Here is a 17133-nt window from a genome sequence, read left to right on the forward strand (position 1 = left end):
CCAAACGCCAGGGTCTGTGCAACGATCCGTTTCTGATCTTGACTGCCCTGGAGTCGCGCCCATGACACCGCCCGCCCCTTTCCCCGCCGCACCGCGCTTCTGGCGCGACGAGCGCCTGCCGTTCATCGAAGCGCGCACCATCGCCGACGGGCGCAAGGTCACTTACACCCGTCACGCCCATGAGCATTTCTCCATCGGCGCGATCACCACCGGGCGCAGCTATTACCATTACGGCGCCGATACATTCCAGATCAGCGCCGGCACCGTGGTGTTGATGAACCCCGGCGATGTGCATGCCTGCAACCCTATCCACGACCAGCCCTGGTCCTATCACATGCTCTACCTCGATACGCCCTGGCTGACCGAATTACAGTACCAACTGGGCTTCAGCACCGACCAGGGTTATCGCGCTTTCAATACGCCGTATACCCGTGACCCGCTGCTGTACAGCGGCTTGCTGGCGTTGTACCGGATGCTGGTGAACGAGCAGGCCGAATTGCTGCAAAAGCAGAGCGCACTGGTGAGCTACTTCACTGAAGTCCAGCAGCGCCTGAACCCTTCACCCACACCGGTGCGCGAGGTCAACCACAAGCTGGAGCGAGCCGCCGAGTACATCCGTGCGCACTGCACCGAGGCGTTGAAACTCGAAGACATCTGCCAGGCGGCCGAACTGTCGCCGTCCTACCTGATCCGCGCCTTCAAGCAGTACTACGGGCTGACGCCCCACGCGTTCCTGGTCAACCAGCGCATCCAGTTTGCCCGCACCCAGCTGCGCAAGGGCGAGTTGATCGCCGACGTAGCACTTGCTGCGGGCTTTGCCGACCAGGCGCACTTCCAGCGCACCTTCAAGCAACATTTCGCCGCCACCCCCGGGCAATACCGCGAGGTGCTCAAGCCATCAGCAAATAACCCACACTGGCCACCAGCAACGCGGCCATCGAGCGGTTGAACAGGCGCACGCCGTGGGGATTGTCCAGGTAACGGCGTAGAAAGGTCCCGGCATAGGCCCAGCACGCCACCGACAGGTAGCAGATCACCAGGTAGAGACTGGCAAACAGCCAGACTTGCCGCCCATCGCCGTCGGCCACAAACAGGCCCATACCCGCCACACAGGCCAGCCAGGCCTTGGGGTTGAGCCATTGCATGATCGCGCCGTAGAGCATGGATGGCGCTGTCGCGCTGCCCTCTGCGTCGAGCTGGCCGTCATCCACCGCCAGTTTCCAGGCCATGTACAGCAGGAACGCCACCCCGCCCCACTGGATCAACTGGGTCAGGATGGGCCAGCGCACCAGCACCTCGTGCAGCCCCAGGCCGATCAGCACCAACAGCAAGGTAAAGCCAACGGCAGCGCCGAACACATGCTTCTGGCTGGCGACAAAACCGAAGCGCGCGCCTGAACTCAGGGCGACCACGTTGACCGGTCCCGGCGTGATGGACGTGGCCAGGGCGAAGGCGGCCATGGAAATGATCAAGCTCATTGCGGTTCCCTTTTTATGATGAGGCGTAAACAGGGTTCCACGGTATAAGGCCGGGTCAAATCGGTATTGAACAAAATCACCCTGGGGCGTGGACCACACAGTCTTCGACGCCACACACCCGCCCATCCTCAGCCAGGATCTGGACCTAGTGCAGTGGCTTGGGCAAAGGTGTGTGGATGCCGGCGTTAACGCTGCGTGGGGATGCGAATTTCGCCATCCCGGCATTGGGTTTTCACACTGCGCGGGCAACCGGCGAAGGCCAGGTCCTTGGTCAGGCACACACGCACCTCCGACAGCACCTTGCCTTTGCAGATCACCGCCAGCCCATGGTTGCCCATGCGCGGGTTGCTTTCGCGAAACAGCGCCTCGATCTCGCGGGCCGGCAACGACGGCGGCGTGTTGAACGGCTGCAGTTGCGCAGGGATGGCAACCACGCCCAGCGCCGCATCGGTTTTCTCCAGGTATGCCAAGGGATCCAGCCCGCTGCAGGTGCCGTGCTTGGCCCATTCGTGGGTGAGCAGCGAGCGCGTCGGGAACAGCGCCGCGCCTTTGTCCATCTCTTCGCGGCTCAAGCGCGATTGCGGCGCGCAGGTCGCCGGCCACCCTCCCCGCGCGTATTGCGGCCACAAGCCGTGCAGCACAAAGCCGTAGCCCTTGCCCGAACACTGCTCGTTGTCCGGGTGCGTCAGGCAGAAGGTCGGCGACCATGACAGCGACAACACATAAAAATCAAATTCCCCAGGCGTCCCTTGGCTACGCGGGGCCGCCATCGCCGTTGTGGCAAGTGCCAGCCACAGGATCATCCAGTATTTCATTGAGCTATTCCTTGGAAAATCATCCCGGCAGATTGGGATTTCGTTGCAGGACCTTGTCCAGGATCCGATCGGTCTTCAACGCCTCGATGGCCAGCGACGGATGCTCGGCTTCGCCGCGAATATGCGCGTTCATGGCCACTACGTGGTGCCATTGGATATGCGGGTGGCATGGCACTTCCAGCACCTCGTTGGTCTCGCCCTCCAGGTGCAGCGGCTGGTCTTCGAAGACCGAGAACTGGATGCGCCCACGGCTGCCGATCAACTCGACCCGGTCCTCACGGCGGTCGGCGACGAAGTTCCAGCAGCCCATGCCCAGCGCGCCCGAACTGAAGGTCCAGCAGGCCGTCACGGCGTCCTCGGCGGCATAGTGCCCGGCCTGTCGTGCCGTAAAGCCCGCGACCTCGACAATATCCCCGGCCAGGTACTGGAACAGGTCGAAACCGTGGCTGGCCAGATCGGCAAAGTAGCCACCACCGGCAATGCTCGGGTCGGTGCGCCAGTTGGCGGCGCTGGCGTCCTCGGCGGCCGGCGGTTTGCACAGGGTCCAGGTCAGCTGGCGTAACGTGCCGATGCGCCCGTCCTGCAGCCACGCGCGCACTTGCTGGAAGCGTGGCAGCGAGCGCCGGTAGTAGGAAACAAACAGGTGCAGCCCGGCGCGCTCGAAAGTGCGCTGCATCAGCGCGCTCTGTTCGGCGTTCAGCGCCATCGGCTTCTCGACGCAGCAATGCTTGCCGGCCGCCGCCACCATCAGGCTGTATTCCAGATGGCTGTCGGGCGGCGTGGCGATGTACACCGCGTCCACTTCGGGGTCGTTGATCAGTGCCTGGGCGTCGGTGTAGTAACGGGCAATCCCATGGCGCGATGCATAATCGCGCACCGCCTCCTCGCGCCGCCCCATCACGGCCACCAGCGCCGAACCTGGCGCTTTGTAGAAAGCGGGTCCACTCTTCAATTCAGTGACACTGCCACACCCGATCATGCCCCAACGTACGCTGCTCATCTGTTTTCCTCGTCCGTTTTCATCAATCGGGCAGTATCCACATCCCCACCGCGGCGCGCCATCACCACTTAGCATGACAATTGCATTACACTTTTATGACACTCATCCCGCTGCGGGGGCACAGACGATGAAAATACGCGCAACGGTCATTTGCGAACACGAGGGGCATATCCTCTTCGTGCGCAAGGCCAGGTCAAAATGGGCCTTGCCGGGCGGCAAGGTGGAACGGGACGAGCGCCCGGTCGGTGCGGCCGAACGGGAGCTGGAAGAAGAAACCGGATTGAACGTGGACGGGCTGCTGTACTTGCAGGAGCTGAAGGCCCGCGACACCGTGCACCATGTATTTGAAGCCTCGGTGGTGAATATCGCGGATGCGCGGCCGCTGAACGAGATCGTCGACTGCCAGTGGCACGCCTATGGCGCCGTGGACCAACTGGACACCACCGACGCCACGCGGCACATCGTCAAAGCCTTTCTCCGGCGTCTGTAATACAGCGCCCAACCTGCTATCCAGCCCCCTTCGTTAGACCAGGCCATTTGCTCTCTGCCGTTCGACAAAGGATCTGTCGAGCGGCAGCCGCTGTGTATGTCAAAGGCACCCACATGACCTGGTGAAGGGCGGCAGGCGGAGGTATCAGTGGCGAGGGCGCTTCCCCTCACCGCTGGGGGCTAAGACTCAAAAACCGATCTGGGACGGGCCATTTCCTGACGCCGGTTCTTCTCCCGGGCGTTTCACCCGCGTTTGCTCTGCCATGTCCTCCGGTTGTACGCCGCCGAAATTGGTGATCGCATCCAAAGAGTTGGGTTGAGCAGCAGTCTGCGCGGGACCTACGATGTTAGAGCTATCGATCATCGTTCTTTACCTTCTTGCTCTACCCAACGGAATGTCGGGTTTCTCTGAGCTCTACCTTCGTGGCACTTTGAGATTTCCAGTTCCATCAGCCTGCTCACGACCGAGGTTCTTTGCCTGCCAACTTTGCTTGGGCCTTTGCCTGCCCGCGCCTGTACAAGGCCTCCACCAGCTGCTGCCGTTCATCCTGGGGCAAGGTATCGGCGAACTGCGCCAGGGTACCGTCCACCAACGCCCGCAGCGCCATATCGGCCTCCCGTGCCTTGGCCAGTTCCGCTAGCAACGCCTCACGATCCAGGCTCGGCGCTTCCAATTGCTTGATCACCCCCAGCCGCGCCTCACGCCCGGCCATGATCAGCGGCTGGCTGTCGTCGCGATTGCGGCGCAGCAGTTGGCGCAGTTCCCTGCGCCGCTCCGGCGGCAACTTGACCATCGCCTGGCGCAGGCCGTGCTGGTTGACCACCACTTCGGCAGGCCGGGCGTTGGCCATCCAATGGTAAAGACCGCCGCCCACCCCACCGATCAAAAATACGTTGAGCAGGATCGAGACAAACAACCACGGTTTCAGGGATCTGGCGGTCATTGTTCGGTTTCCTCGGCATTGACGCTGAAGACGACTTCCGCGTCGCCCTGATCAAAGACACTGGGCAGCACGTCGGAGGACAACATCGGCAGCGGCACGCTCATGGACGCCACCAGCATCCCGGTGACGATGCCGGCAATGCCCGCACCGACAAGGCCGGCGGGCGATAACCAGTTGGCATAGCGTGACCAGAATGAGCGTGGGCCGGATTGGCGTATCTGCCGGACCAACGCCGGGTCGGGGAACGCCAGTTGATGGCTGTCCAACTGGCTGTCGAGCCAGCGCGCCTGCTGCAAGGCTTCGCGCGCATGCACATTGCCACTGCGGAGCAACGCCTGGGCCGTTGCCCGTTCAGCATCGGGCCAGCGACGCAGGTCCGCCCCATAGACGTCGGCCAGGTACACAAAGCGTTCGGGTGTCATGATTTTCCCCTTCCTGGGCGGGCAAGCCCGGGTGTATCGGCAAGTTGGCTGCGCAACTGGCGTCGGGCCCGCGACAGCAGGCTCTCCAGTGCCTCGACGCTGATATTCATCAGGGCCGCGGCGTCAATGTTCGACAGCTCCTGGTAGTACTGCAACACGATGGCTTCGCGCTGGCGTTCGGGCAAGGCCGCCAACGCGGCGGCCATGCGTGTACTGCGGTCCCGGGTCTCCATCTGCTCTTCAGGCGATGGCGAGCTGTCTGCCACCTCCACCGCCGCCTCATCGCTCAGCGGGCGCTCCTTGCGCCGCCGCAAGCGGTCGTGGCACAGGTTCAGCGCGACCCGGTGCAGCCAGGTGTCGAAACGCGCCTCGCCACTGCGCCAGTGGGCGGCCTGGCGCCAGATGCGCAGGAAGCTTTCCTGGGCCACGTCCTTGGCCTCGTCGGCGTCCCCGAGGATCCGACTGGCGAGCGCCAGCAAACGCGGGAGTTTGCGCGTCACCATTTCGTTGACGGCGGCAGGTTCGTTATTGCCGATACGTGCCAGCAGCTCAACGTCCGGATCAGTCTCGTTCAATCGGGCAGTTCTCAGGGCCAAGGGTCAGGGTTCAGCGGATCCAATGCCCTTCGCGCCAGTACCAGTTCGGGCCATGGGCTTCCCAATGGCCAGGTTCCCAGCGTGCATGGCGCATTACCGGCTGCCAGTGGCCCGGCACCCAGCCGTAACCGCGCCCTTCCCAACGCCAGTGGCCAGGGTCCCAGGCATAGCCGGGGCGCTCGGCCGGGATCATTTCCACGCGCTGCGGCGGCGGCGCCTGCTGGAGGATGATGTCGGTCTGGGCAAACGTCGGGGTGCTGACAAACGCGGCGAGGGCCAGCGGAGCAAGCAAGGCAAAACGCAATGTGGCCTGGGGTCTCATGGCAACTCCTCCATGCAACCCGCGAAAGTGCAGGTTGCTGATGGGTTGAACGGCGCGTGCGCAAAAATCCGTCGCGGGCTGCGCAGATTTTTCAGCAGGGGGCGAGACCAGTATTGCTCGGGGGCTGGCGGGGCTTGATGAAATGTTTGAAAGGAATGCGACGGATTTTCGCCGGTCGCCGCGTTAAAGGATCAACCCCGGTCAACCCAAGAGGAAACACCATGTACCGTCGACTTACCCTGCTGGTTGCCGCTGTGCTGATCGTCAGCCTCAGCGGCTGCGTGATCGTGCCGGAACACCGTCATTGCTGCTGGCGTTACTACGGCGCAGTGGATGCGCCCAGCCATGCTGTCATCGGCTAGCTGGCCGCCGCCATGCCCGTCACACGACCTCTCGTCTGCTGCCTCGGCAAGCGCTTGACTCCCACCGTCGATCACACGACGCTCTGGGCACTTAGCCATCACTCGAGCCGTCCACCATGAGCATTGCCCCTCCGAGCCAGCCCGACAGCGACGTATACCGGACACTGCTGGAGTCGACCAAGGCCATCCCGTGGCGTATCGACTGGCAGAGCATGACCTTCAGCTATATCGGCCCGCAGATCGAAACGCTGCTGGGCTGGACCCCGCAAAGCTGGGTCAGCGTCGACGACTGGGTCTCGCGCATGCACCCCGATGACCGCGAATACGTGGTGAATTTCTGCGTGTCGCAATCCCGTGCCGGGGTAGACCATGAAGCGGATTACCGGGCCCTGACGGTGAACGGCGACTATGTATGGATCCGCGACGTGGTGCACGTGGTGCGCAAGGACGGTGAAGTCGAGGCGCTGATCGGCTTTATGTTCGATATCAGCGAACGCAAGAAGACCGAAGAACACCTGGTGCGCCTGCAAAAGCAACTCGAGGAATATTCCTACCAGGATGGCCTGACCGGCATCGCCAACCGACGCATGTTCGACACCGTGCTCGAGCGCGAATGGGCCAGCGCCCAGCGCAGCCAGTTGCCGCTGTCGTTGATCATCCTGGATATCGATTTTTTCAAGCAGTACAACGACCACTATGGCCACATCAAGGGCGACGAATGCCTGCGCCAGGTCGCGCATACCCTGTCACTGGCCGCCAACCGGCCCCGGGACTTCATCGCCCGTATCGGCGGTGAGGAGTTTGTGTGGTTGCTGCCGGAAACCGACGCGGCATCGGCGAAACAGGTGGCACAGCGCTGCCTGCACCTGATCTGCCAGCAACAGATCGAACATGGCTTTTCAGCGGTGTCGAACCTGCTGACCCTGAGCCTGGGCGTAGGTACGCGCATCGTCAAACCCAACAGCCCGATGCTGGGTTTTGTCGAAGATGTCGACAAGTTGCTCTACCGGGCCAAACGCAATGGGCGGATGCGTGCGGAGTATGCAGAAGGTGAAGTTTGACCCCGGGGGTTAAATCCCAGGCAAAAAAAATCCCAAGTAGCTGATGGAAACTTGGGATTTAAAATGCATAAACCGTGGGAGGTGAACGCCCGGCTATAGTAACCAGTGTAAAAAGCTGTAACAAGAAAATTTTATATCCTTTCGTCGGATTAAAAGCATTGTAAGTCCTTCAATAACCACATGTTTTTTAAGGTAGAGAGACATATAAGTGCCACTTTTTGGTGCAACTACTGTCGATATTTCCACTTATAAAAAAGGGTTATTAGTTAAGGCGGCGTAACACTCTTCGACCCGCTCTCCTCCAATTGCTGGCAGGTATCGCGAAGTTCGAGACCCGCGGAGGTGGCCACACTGGCGACCCGCTCAACCTGCCGGCAAAGTGCCAAACGCTCGGCCGCTTCTTCGCGCTGGCGATCCTCCTTGGCGTTGAGTTGCATGAAATAGCCCCCGAGCAACATCGCGGCACACAGCACGCCAAGCGCAAAATAGCGCAGGCTGTTGGCTGAAGGGGGGGTTGCCGGGGTCACGGGCTTACCCTGCCCGGCTCTGTTTTGACAGCAAACCTGGAGCGCCTCGGGCAGCCCCGTCCCGGGACCGGCATCGCGGCGCGAATAAGCGTGTGCATACCTGTCTCCTCTACCAAGGGAGCAATTGTATGCAAATAGAAACATCGGTTTGTCGTGGTTTTGTAAAGCCTGCACTCGATTACTTGCGTGCCACTTTGTAACGCACGCAATCCTGGTAGAAACTCTGGCGAATCGCTTCGGGCTTGAGCCGTGAACGACTGTCATAGGTCTGTTCGGTGATGCCCATGGCCATCATGCGCATCCAGGATTTACTGAACTTGATGGTCTGGATCTTCTGCCGCGCGGCGTACAGCGACACCCCCGACAGCTTGAGCTCCTGGGCCCTGGCGGCCGTGCCGGCGCCCCAACTGCACATGTACTTGTCACCCTCGCGCAGCTCCCGTGCCTGCACGGCAGCCGCGCCGCCGGCCAGGGAGCAGGCGATCAGCATGATTCCAACAGTGCGCATTTGCTTCCTCACCTAACCACCTGAAAATAAAAGCGATTCTGGCGAGAATTTTGTTACAAAGGGGCCATTAAATTGCCTTATCGTCGTGCCATCACCATTGGTAGGTCGCACTCGCCTGGACCGTGCGCTGCGAGCCGTACCAGCACCACGAGTAGGAATAGCACGACGCGACGTACTCTTTGTTCGCCAGGTTGGTGGCGTTCAGGGCCAGGCGCAGGTTGTCCTTGAGGTTGGCGATGTTCGGAATGTCGTAGTGCACCGCCGCATCGAACAGGGTGTAGCCCGGCACCTTCAGGGTGTTGGCGGTATCGCCCCAGGACGAACCGACATACCGCGCACCCGCGCCGGCGCCGAAGCCCTTGAGGTTGCCATCATGGAAGGTGTAGTCGGCCCACGCCGACGCCGTGTGGCGCGGTACCGCATAGGTGGTGGTGCCCTCGGCGTTGATGGCCGGGCCTACGCCGATATCGCTGATGGGGGCGTAACGCACGGTGTTATTGGACTTGCTGATGCGGTTATCCAGGTAGGCATAGGCCGCCGTGATGTCCAGGTTGTCATTAAGGCTGGCCTTGCCTTCCAGTTCAAAACCACGGGATTGCACTTCGCCGTCCTGGCTCTGGCAGCGACCGCTGCCGCACAGGTGGGTGGGGTCCGGGTCGGTGGTGAGGACGTTGGTCTGGCGCAGGTCGAAGATCGCCGCTGTGATAAAGCTGTTGCTGCCCGGCGGCTGGTACTTGATACCGATTTCATACTGCTTGCCTTCGGTCGGTTTGAATACCGATCCGCCGTAACCGGTGCCCGACTGCGGGTTGAACGACTCCGCATAGCTGGCATAGGGCGCCAGGCCGTTATCGAAGAGATAGACCAGGCCAATACGCCCGGTAAAGGCCTTGCTGTCCAGGGAGGACTGGCTCTTGGCCCCGGTGCGCAAGGTCTTGGTGGTGCTGTCGGTGCTGGCCCAGTCATAACGACCGCCGAGCAACAGGACCCATTTGTCCCACTTCATCTGCTCTTGCAGATAGACGCCGGTCTGTTCGCTGCGCGACGTACCGTCGGTGGTGTACGCCGGTACCGGCACGGCCGCGCCATAGACCGGGTTGAAAATATCCAGGGTCGGCCCGGCGGTATACGTCCCTGAGCCCAACAGGGTGTCGGTGCTGGTGTTCTGGTAGTCGAGCCCCATCAGCAGGGTGTGTTGCAGTGGGCCCGTGTCGAATCTGGCCTGCACCTGGTTATCGAGGGTGTAGGCATCCATGTCGACGTCACTGGCAATGGTGGAACGTCGAATGGTGCGGTAATCCGCCATCAGGTAGTTGCTGTAGAGGCTGCGATAACGCCCTTCGCTGCGCAGGTAACGCGCGTTCTGGCGCACCGTCCACACATCGTTGACGTGATGCTCGAAGGCCCAGCCAATGGAGTAGTACTCGCGATCGCTTTTCTCGAAGTTCTTTTCGCCGTCGTAGAAGTCCACGTCGATGCTGCGCCCGGTCGGGCTGTGCAATACCGAGCCCCAGGCCGGCACCGAACCGTAGGACGCGCCCTTGGGGTCCTTCTGGAAATGCCCGAGCAAGGTCAGCGAGGTGTCTTCGTCCGGCCGCCAGGTAAACGCGCTGGACAACGATTGGCGACGGGTTTCGGTGTGTTCGACCTGGCCATCGGCATCGTCGAACAGCCCCGCCACGCGGTAGGAATACACGCCTTGATCGTCAATCGGCCCGCTCAAATCGAAGGTGGTGCGCTTTTTGTTAAAGGTGCCGTATTCGACGCCCACTTCATGGAACGGCGTATCCAGCGGGCGCTTGCTGACCATATTGATCACCCCGCTCGGCGTGCCCTGCCCGTACAGCACCGACGCCGGGCCGCGCAGCACTTCGACGCGCTCCAGGTCGAAGGCATCCTTTTGCGGCAAGGCATCACGGCTCGACGGCATGCGCAGGCCGTCGAGGTAAGTGGCCGGGGCAAACCCACGGATGGTCAATTGGTCGAGACGCGACGCCGTGGCACCGCGGGTTTCCGGGATGACCGCGGCGCTGTAGCGCAGGATCTGGTTGAGGCTCTCGGCGTTCTGCGCACGCATCTGGTCTTTGGTGACGATGGAGATCGACTGCGGGGTTTCGATCAGCGCGGTATCGGTCTTGGTGCCCGACAAACTGCGCGTAGCCACATAACCGGACACCGGCCCGGTAGGGCTTTCGGCCTGGTACGCGCCGCTGATGGTGGTGGCCTGCAACTCCATGGCACCGCCGTTATCCGGGATGGCTTCCAGGCGGTAGCGGTCGGCCGAGAGCTTCAGCGCCTGCAGGCCGCTGCCGGCGAGCAACTGGGCCAGCGCCACGTCGGTGGCGTACTGCCCGCTCAAGCCGTTGCTGCGTTTGCCGCGTGCCAGGCTCGCATCAAACGCCAATACCAGGCCCGCCTGCTCGGCCAGGCTGTTGAGCGCCTGGCTCAAGTCACCGGCCGGAATCTGGAAACTGCGTACAGCGCTGCGGCTTTCTTCGGCGAAGGCGGATTGGACGTTCAGCAACGGCACGGCGGCGAAAGCCAACGCCACTGACAGGGCCAGTGGGTGCAAGGGGCGAGCAAGGCGCGACATGGGAAATCCTGGGTAATAGAGGTTCTATTAACCATGACGGCCAGGTCGGCAAATCGGGCAAGGATGAGAGCAGTTTTTATTTGAGCGGCGTAGATCGGTGTGTTGTGTTTCCCTCATTAACCCCACGCCACCACCAACAACCCCACCCCCAACGCCAGGCACAACGGCGAATAGAACCACGTATCCCACCGCGCAAACCGTGACCCGCCGACCTTCTTGAAAAACCCCACCAACTCCGAATCCCCAATCGCGCGGGCAAACATCAGCAGGGCAATCGCGCTGATTCCCCATTGCAACGCCGCATGGGAGACCGCCGAAAAGTACAGCCCGGCCCGCAGACACACCAGCAGCGCAATGCCGACCAAGCCCATCGCCACCAGAAAGGTACCCAGCGCCGAGGGCCTGAATGCAAGGCGAGGCCCGCTGGCGAATTCGCCGGGCAGTTGGGGAATGGCGGCGAGGCTGCCGAGTTTGCCGCCGGCAGCCCAGTACAGGTGCACCATGCTGATGCAGGTAAAAATGCCGACGATCCAGCGTGCGATGACAAAGCTCATGGCGGGCGCTCCCAGAAAAGGTGCGAGACAGGATAGTCGCCCTGGGATTTTTTGCAGGCATTTCGTCGGCGGCTGATGGTAAAGTGCCGCCCCATGAAATTCGCCCGCGCCGACCGCTCGCTCATTGCCTGGATGCTCTATTGCTGCGTCCTGTTCAATGTGTTCGCCTGCAGTATCGGTCACGGGCAGATGGTGGGGATGCAGCTCAATGGCATCGGCGGGCAGTTCTGTACCGTCGACCCGCGTACCCAGGCGCCCACGCCGTCCAACTCCAGCGATGAGAACCTGCCGACGCTGGCCAAGGCGTTCGGTTGCCCGCTGTGCTCCACCGGCGGCATGGGCCCGGCGCTCAGTTCCAGCCTGAATGTGGCGGTGTTGCCACAACCCCATGCACCACCGCCGGCCGTGGTGCTGGCTGCTGACATCCCTGCCCGCTTCACCTGGCCCACGGCTAACCCGCGCGCGCCGCCCGCCTTCGCCTGATCCCTTTGCTTTCCCATCTGCACTGACCACCGGTTCCACACGGAATGACGGACGGCCGTGCGTTGTTTTCAAGCCAAGTTTTTCAGGATTCAACCATGAAACATCTACCCCTGTTGGCGGGCCTGTTCGGCTGCCTGCCTGTCTGCGCCTGGGCCCTCGAACTGGCTCCGACCACCATTGATGGCGAATCAACTGCCGAACCCGGCCTCACCCTGGATCAATCCAGCGGCGTGGCGTCGCGGCTGGGACTGAGCGTGCGGGAAACCCCAGCGTCGGTTGCCATCGCCAATCGCAACGACATCGAACGCCATGGCGCCAAGACGTTCCGCGATGCCGCCAACACCCTGCCCGGCGTCAACGCCAGCGCGCCGCCGGGTTTTGGCGGTTTTGTCTCTTACCGTGGGTTTACCAGCAGCCAGATCACCCAGATGTTCAACGGTATCAATGTCGCCACCGGCCTGGCCCGCCCCGTGGATGCCTGGATCTATGACCGCGTGGAACTGGTGGGCGGCCCCTCCTCCCTGATCAACGGCGCCGGCTCCGTCGGCGGCTCGCTCAACTATGTGACGAAGCTGGCCACCCGTGAGGAGCAGGCCGCCGAAGGTCAGCTCACCTATGGCAGCTACGACACCACCGGCATGGCATTCGGCGTCAATCACGCGCTGACCGAGCCCGGCGCCGAAGTGCAGCATTACGCGCGCCTGGATGTGAGCCGCAACACCAACCACAGCTACATCGACCGCGACCAGCGTGAGGCCTGGAGCCTGGCGTTTTCCCTGCTCAGCGACCTCACCCCCGACCTGTCCCATACCCTGGCCCTGGAATACCAGGATGAACAGGAAGACAGCCCTTACTGGGGCACGCCGGTGCTCAACCCCAAGGCCGGCGAGCTGAAGATCGACAAACACAACCGTTTCAATAACTACAACGTCGCCGACGGCCGTTACGAGCAGCGCACGATCTGGGCGCGCTCGATCATCGACTACCGGGTCAACGACAGCACGACGCTGAAAAATACGCTCTACCACCTCGACAGCCAGCGCGATTACCGCAACCTCGAAACCTACCAATACAACGCCGGCAACAGCGCGGTAAACCGCTCGACCGCCTACCAGGTGCGCCACCAGGGCGAACAGCACGGCAACCAGTTCGAGCTGCGCCATGATGACCGTCTGTTCGGCCTGTCGACCACCTGGTCCGTTGGTTTTGAGTACAAGGTCAACAGCACCACCAACACGCCGTTGAATGTGCCGGGCAACAGCACCGTGGACCCGAACGGCTTCGCCCCCGGGTACTTCTACGACATCCCGCGTACCCGGGAGAACTTCGGCAAGGACAAGACCAATGAGGTCACCACCAAGGCGTTGTTCGTGGAGAACCGCCTGGGCCTTACCGAAAAACTCTCGCTGCTGAGCGGCCTGCGTTACGACGCCATCGACCTGGATGTGACCAACCACCGCGGGGTCACGGCCACCAACCCACGGCACTTCAAGCGCCGTTGGGAACCGGTGACCGGTCGCGTCGGCCTGACCTACCAGTTCATCCCATCGGCCAATGTCTACGTGCAATACAGCACCGCCGCCGAACAACCGAGTACAACCACCCAGGTGTTCGATGTGTCGACCGGCAAACAATGGGAGGTGGGCAGCAAGTTCGACTACCTGGACGGCCGTGGCTCGGCCACCGTTGCTGTCTATAAGATCGAACGCAAGGACTTTGCCGTAACCGACCCGCAGGACCCGACCACGAGCATCCCGGTCGGCGCGCAGTCATCGAAGGGCATCGAGCTGGCCAGTTCATTGCGCATCACGCCCAGGCTGCTGGCGGAAGGCAACATCGCCTGGGTGGATGCCGAATACGATGAGTTCAACGAGAAAATCGCCAGTGGCGCAGTGGTTTCGCGCAAGGGCAATACACCGACCAACGTGCCCAGGCGCGTCGGCAACCTGTGGTTGACCTATGACTTTGCCGAGGACTGGCAAGGCGGCGTGGATGCACGCTATGTCGCCGAGGTGTATGCGGACAATGCCAACACCCAGACGGTGCCGGCCTACACGCTGTTCGGGACGTTCCTGCGCTACCAGGTGGACTCACACACCTCGGTGACCGGCCGGGTGCGCAACCTGACCAATGAGGTGTATGCCGAGTTTGCCCATGTGTCGCCAGCGTATTACCTGGGAGCGCCACGGACATTCGAGCTGGCGGTGCAAACCAGATTCTGAAGCGACACTGCAAACAACATGTGGGAGGGGGCAAGCCCTCTCCCACATTATTTTTGATCTCCGCTCGGCAATAAGCGCCGTGCTTACTTCAAGCTGGCTTCGACCTTCTGCGCCACATCCTCGGTCAACCAGGCCTTCCACACCTCCGGATGCTCCTTGAGGAATGCCTGGGCCACCTCCCGAGGCGCGGTGTGATTCTCGCTCATGGTCGCGAGGGCTTGGTTCAGCGGCCCAATCGGCAACTCGACCTTCTCGAAAAACCCGGCAATCTGCGGATGCTCCTTCTGGAACGGCGTGGACACGCCAATACTCAGCTTGGATGCCAACGACCGAGTGGGCTTCGGGTCGGGGTTATCCGCATCCGTCAGGGTCTTCCAGGCCTCGGCATCGAACGGTGGCTCCTCCAGCTGGATCAGCTTGTAGCGCCCCATCAACGGCGTCGGTGACCAGTAGTAGAACAACACCGGTTTGCCGCGACGGATGGACGAGGCAATTTCGGCATCCAGGGCAGCTCCCGAACCGCTGCGAAAGTTCACGTAGCTGTCATCCAGGCCATAGGCCTTGAGCTTCTGTTTGTTGACCACTTCCGAGGTCCAGCCGATGGGACTGTTGAGGAAGCGCCCCTTGCCGGGAGACTCCGGGTCCTTGAACACGTCCTTGTAGCGCGCAAGGTCTTTCACGCTCTTGAGGTCCGGTGCCAGGGGCTTGATACCTTTGGACGGATCACCCTTGACCACGTATTCCGGCACCCACCACCCCTCGGTGGCCCCCTTGACCGTATCCCCCAGGCCCACCACTTTGCCTTCGGCCTCGGCCTTGACCCATACCGGGCTGCGGCCGGCCCACTCTTCACCGATGACCTGGATGTCGTTCTTGGCCAGGGCGGTTTCCAGGGTGATGGTGGTACCGGGCAAGGTGTCGGTGGGCAAGTCGTAGCCCTTCTCGACGATGACCCGCAGTATTTCGGTGATCAGGCTGCCGCTTTCCCAGTTCAGGTCGGCAAAGTGCACCGGCGCTGGCGCGGCCGAAACGGGCAGCGAAGCCACTGCCAGACCCAGGGTCGTCAGCGATGCAGCCAACAGCGTTCTCAATCCTTTCATGCCCTTGCACCTCGCGATGTCGCAGCAAACAACGAACGGCTTTGCTGTCTATGCGCGAAGCCTCTGAATAGTTAAGTCAACTCAACTGTAGTAGAGGTTCCGGGAGATAGGAGATGTTCGCAGTATTTACCGATTATTCACTGGCCTTGAACGTCACCAGCTCACCCTTGCGCCATTTGGCGGCCTTGCCGGTCACGGCCTTGAGGGTCTTGGTCAGGCCTTCCTGCAGTTGTTCATGGGCCGCAAACACCAGCATCACACTGTGGCCTTCCTTGAAGACGATGCCCTGGCCTTCGGGCGAGGACACAAAGGCATAGTCGCCCAAGCCATACACCGTCAACTTGATGTCGCGGAACTTGAGTTCGAACTTGCCACCTTCGCGACTGGGCAATACCGCAGCACGGAAGTGGTCGCCCACCTTGAGTTCCAGACGGGGTTTGTCATCCACAACCATTGCCGCTTCGGTATCGATTTCGGCGATGTAGATGCCTTCCGGCGTCTGCTCAGTGATGTAAACAAAACGGGATTGAAACTGCTTGACCAACTTTGCGCGCAAATCACCCAGCACGAACAACGCGTGCATATCCAGATTACTGACTGCCAAGGAAACGCCCCCACATCGAAAAGAGCACTGTCCGCCGGAGCGGGCAGCACAAAGAAACGGCCATCTCGGCACGATCACACAACACATTCATGGAAAAACTGAAGAAGACCCCGTTGCTGCGCCCAAAGCCCCGGACAGGCATGCACGATGGGCCTTGCGCAGGGACATCAGGCATCGCAGGAGATCACAGGTTCAATAACCAGAGAATACCGGTCGACCCGCTTCAGAGAATAACACTATTAAAAACGCAGTTTCCGACAGCTCATACAAACAAAAACACCTCGGCGTGGAACCAGACGCCGACTGCCGACGACAATACTAAAACAGCAACACGGGTCAAAACCACCTGTAACGCCGCTGGTGGGTCAACAAGATCGATCGACAGGAGCTGACCATGCAACGACGCCAATACGACGCTATGTCTTCCCGCACTCGTTCATCATGTCAGGACGAACAGCAATACTACTGCTTACGCAGTCCCAACGGGTACCCCGATTCCGTTCTTTACCAGGTTGTACCCGCCGGAAGAAACTTCTTCCATATCCGCGAAGTCACCAGTGGCAGGATCAGAGGCTTTCGCAGCGACCACATCGAGGCCTGTGAACTGGCCAAGCGGCTGGAGGCCTCACTGCACGGCGGAATCGTTTCGTCACCCGGATGACTTTACTGCGCCGCCGCCCTTCAACAACTGCCATACTGGCCTGTCCATTGGAATTTGCTCCCTCACGGGCCAGGTTTCATCAGTGCTGTTGGTTACCTCGAAGGGAAGGCGATACGTGACGGAATTTGATATTGGCGAATTTTTCATCCATGGCGACGCAAGGGAAGTCGACGGGGAGTTTCAAGCAGTGATCGTGATGCGCGCCAAACCGCCGTTGACCACCGTCACCACGCATCAGGTCGAAAAAGACCGGTGGTTCAAGACCTTCGATACCGCCGCCAGCGCCGGAAAAGAATCCGCCCAGGCACTCAAGGCTGCAGTGGATTCAGGGGCACTGACCTCCTGACAATCCGATCGAACTCTACCGCGCCACAAGCCTCCCATGCATAACG

Annotated in this window: 22 protein-coding genes; 8 read left to right on the plus strand and 14 right to left on the minus strand. The window is 61.2% G+C overall.

What is annotated here, in order from left to right:
- Positions 1-61 precede the first annotated feature (61 nt).
- Entirely contained in the window at positions 62-949 is an 888-nt protein-coding gene (locus tag FX984_RS31280; protein WP_098479720.1) for an AraC family transcriptional regulator, read from the plus strand.
- Here the strand turns inward: FX984_RS31280 and FX984_RS31285 are convergent.
- From FX984_RS31285 to FX984_RS31295, 3 genes are all read right to left on the minus strand, one after another.
- Positions 891-1478, minus strand: a complete 588-nt coding sequence (locus tag FX984_RS31285) for a LysE family translocator (RefSeq protein ID WP_027606505.1) — start codon at positions 1476-1478, stop codon at positions 891-893. The genes FX984_RS31280 and FX984_RS31285 overlap by 59 nt on opposite strands.
- A gap of 185 nt (positions 1479-1663) precedes the next feature.
- Entirely contained in the window at positions 1664-2293 is a 630-nt protein-coding gene (locus FX984_RS31290; protein ID WP_092357782.1) for a ribonuclease T2 family protein, read from the minus strand.
- Positions 2294-2312: 19 nt separating this feature from the next.
- The gene (locus tag FX984_RS31295; RefSeq protein WP_027606507.1) at positions 2313-3293 is read right to left on the minus strand and encodes a Gfo/Idh/MocA family protein; all 981 of its coding nucleotides are present in this window, start codon (positions 3291-3293) and stop codon (positions 2313-2315) included.
- A 127-nt stretch (positions 3294-3420) separates the two neighbouring features.
- Here FX984_RS31295 and FX984_RS31300 point away from each other — a divergent pair, with 127 nt between their 5' ends.
- A complete protein-coding gene (locus tag FX984_RS31300; RefSeq protein WP_027606508.1) occupies positions 3421-3783 on the plus strand; it encodes an NUDIX hydrolase in 363 nt (120 codons plus the stop codon).
- 186 nt (positions 3784-3969) lie between these two features.
- On the opposite strand, the gene FX984_RS32560 is transcribed toward FX984_RS31300, so the two are convergent.
- The 5 genes from FX984_RS32560 to FX984_RS31320 all read right to left on the minus strand — a co-directional run bounded on the left by FX984_RS32560 (position 3970) and on the right by FX984_RS31320 (position 6066).
- The gene (locus FX984_RS32560; RefSeq protein WP_186511913.1) at positions 3970-4146 is read right to left on the minus strand and encodes a hypothetical protein; all 177 of its coding nucleotides are present in this window, start codon (positions 4144-4146) and stop codon (positions 3970-3972) included.
- Positions 4147-4240: 94 nt separating this feature from the next.
- Positions 4241-4726: a periplasmic heavy metal sensor gene (locus tag FX984_RS31305; protein WP_146477892.1), complete on the minus strand. Its 486-nt coding sequence runs from the start codon at positions 4724-4726 to the stop codon at positions 4241-4243.
- Positions 4723-5148, minus strand: coding sequence for a hypothetical protein (locus FX984_RS31310; RefSeq protein WP_146477890.1), 426 nt, complete (start codon positions 5146-5148; stop codon positions 4723-4725). Before FX984_RS31310 ends, FX984_RS31305 begins: the two co-directional genes overlap by 4 nt.
- Positions 5145-5723, minus strand: coding sequence for an RNA polymerase sigma factor (locus FX984_RS31315; protein ID WP_146477888.1), 579 nt, complete (start codon positions 5721-5723; stop codon positions 5145-5147). The genes FX984_RS31310 and FX984_RS31315 overlap by 4 nt, the downstream gene beginning before the upstream one ends.
- Positions 5724-5754: 31 nt before the next feature.
- Positions 5755-6066, minus strand: a complete 312-nt coding sequence (locus tag FX984_RS31320; protein WP_146477886.1) for a YXWGXW repeat-containing protein — start codon at positions 6064-6066, stop codon at positions 5755-5757.
- A gap of 221 nt (positions 6067-6287) precedes the next feature.
- On the opposite strand from FX984_RS31320, the gene FX984_RS32565 reads away from it, so the two are divergent.
- Positions 6288-6428: a hypothetical protein gene (locus FX984_RS32565; RefSeq protein ID WP_166655323.1), complete on the plus strand. Its 141-nt coding sequence runs from the start codon at positions 6288-6290 to the stop codon at positions 6426-6428.
- Between the two features lie 116 nt (positions 6429-6544).
- On the plus strand, positions 6545-7489 hold the full coding sequence (locus FX984_RS31325) for a GGDEF domain-containing protein (protein WP_146477884.1): 945 nt from the start codon (positions 6545-6547) through the stop codon (positions 7487-7489).
- A gap of 266 nt (positions 7490-7755) precedes the next feature.
- Here the strand turns inward: FX984_RS31325 and FX984_RS31330 are convergent, their stop codons facing one another.
- The 4 genes from FX984_RS31330 to FX984_RS31345 all read right to left on the minus strand — a co-directional run bounded on the left by FX984_RS31330 (position 7756) and on the right by FX984_RS31345 (position 11671).
- Positions 7756-8016 (minus strand): hypothetical protein, encoded by a 261-nt coding sequence (locus FX984_RS31330; protein ID WP_108574368.1) that lies wholly within the window; start codon positions 8014-8016, stop codon positions 7756-7758.
- Positions 8017-8194: 178 nt separating this feature from the next.
- Complete coding sequence (locus FX984_RS31335) at positions 8195-8524, minus strand: hypothetical protein (RefSeq protein WP_065941186.1); 330 nt, start codon at positions 8522-8524, stop codon at positions 8195-8197.
- A gap of 91 nt (positions 8525-8615) precedes the next feature.
- Positions 8616-11117 (minus strand): TonB-dependent siderophore receptor, encoded by a 2502-nt coding sequence (locus FX984_RS31340; protein WP_146477882.1) that lies wholly within the window; start codon positions 11115-11117, stop codon positions 8616-8618.
- A 116-nt stretch (positions 11118-11233) separates the two neighbouring features.
- On the minus strand, positions 11234-11671 hold the full coding sequence (locus FX984_RS31345; RefSeq protein ID WP_027606517.1) for a DUF3995 domain-containing protein: 438 nt from the start codon (positions 11669-11671) through the stop codon (positions 11234-11236).
- Positions 11672-11764: 93 nt separating this feature from the next.
- Here FX984_RS31345 and FX984_RS31350 point away from each other — a divergent pair, with 93 nt between their 5' ends.
- Both FX984_RS31350 and FX984_RS31355 read left to right on the plus strand, forming a co-directional pair.
- On the plus strand, positions 11765-12154 hold the full coding sequence (locus FX984_RS31350; protein ID WP_146477880.1) for a DUF2946 domain-containing protein: 390 nt from the start codon (positions 11765-11767) through the stop codon (positions 12152-12154).
- A 95-nt stretch (positions 12155-12249) separates the two neighbouring features.
- Positions 12250-14376 (plus strand): TonB-dependent receptor, encoded by a 2127-nt coding sequence (locus FX984_RS31355; protein ID WP_146477878.1) that lies wholly within the window; start codon positions 12250-12252, stop codon positions 14374-14376.
- Positions 14377-14459: 83 nt separating this feature from the next.
- Here FX984_RS31355 and FX984_RS31360 read toward each other — a convergent pair whose 3' ends face one another.
- Both FX984_RS31360 and FX984_RS31365 read right to left on the minus strand, forming a co-directional pair.
- Entirely contained in the window at positions 14460-15476 is a 1017-nt protein-coding gene (locus FX984_RS31360; protein ID WP_027606520.1) for an ABC transporter substrate-binding protein, read from the minus strand.
- Between the two features lie 133 nt (positions 15477-15609).
- A complete protein-coding gene (locus FX984_RS31365; protein ID WP_051429370.1) occupies positions 15610-16059 on the minus strand; it encodes a hypothetical protein in 450 nt (149 codons plus the stop codon).
- A 415-nt stretch (positions 16060-16474) separates the two neighbouring features.
- On the opposite strand from FX984_RS31365, the gene FX984_RS31370 reads away from it, so the two are divergent.
- Together FX984_RS31370 and FX984_RS31375 are read left to right on the plus strand one after the other, a co-directional pair.
- Entirely contained in the window at positions 16475-16741 is a 267-nt protein-coding gene (locus tag FX984_RS31370) for a hypothetical protein (protein ID WP_081744443.1), read from the plus strand.
- A gap of 115 nt (positions 16742-16856) precedes the next feature.
- Positions 16857-17087 carry a hypothetical protein gene (locus tag FX984_RS31375; RefSeq protein WP_027606522.1) on the plus strand — a complete coding sequence of 77 codons (231 nt, stop codon included), beginning with the start codon at positions 16857-16859 and terminating at the stop codon, positions 17085-17087.
- Positions 17088-17133: the final 46 nt, after the last annotated feature.

The sequence above is a fragment of the Pseudomonas marginalis genome (assembly GCF_008692035.1).
Taxonomy (GTDB): domain Bacteria; phylum Pseudomonadota; class Gammaproteobacteria; order Pseudomonadales; family Pseudomonadaceae; genus Aquipseudomonas; species Aquipseudomonas marginalis.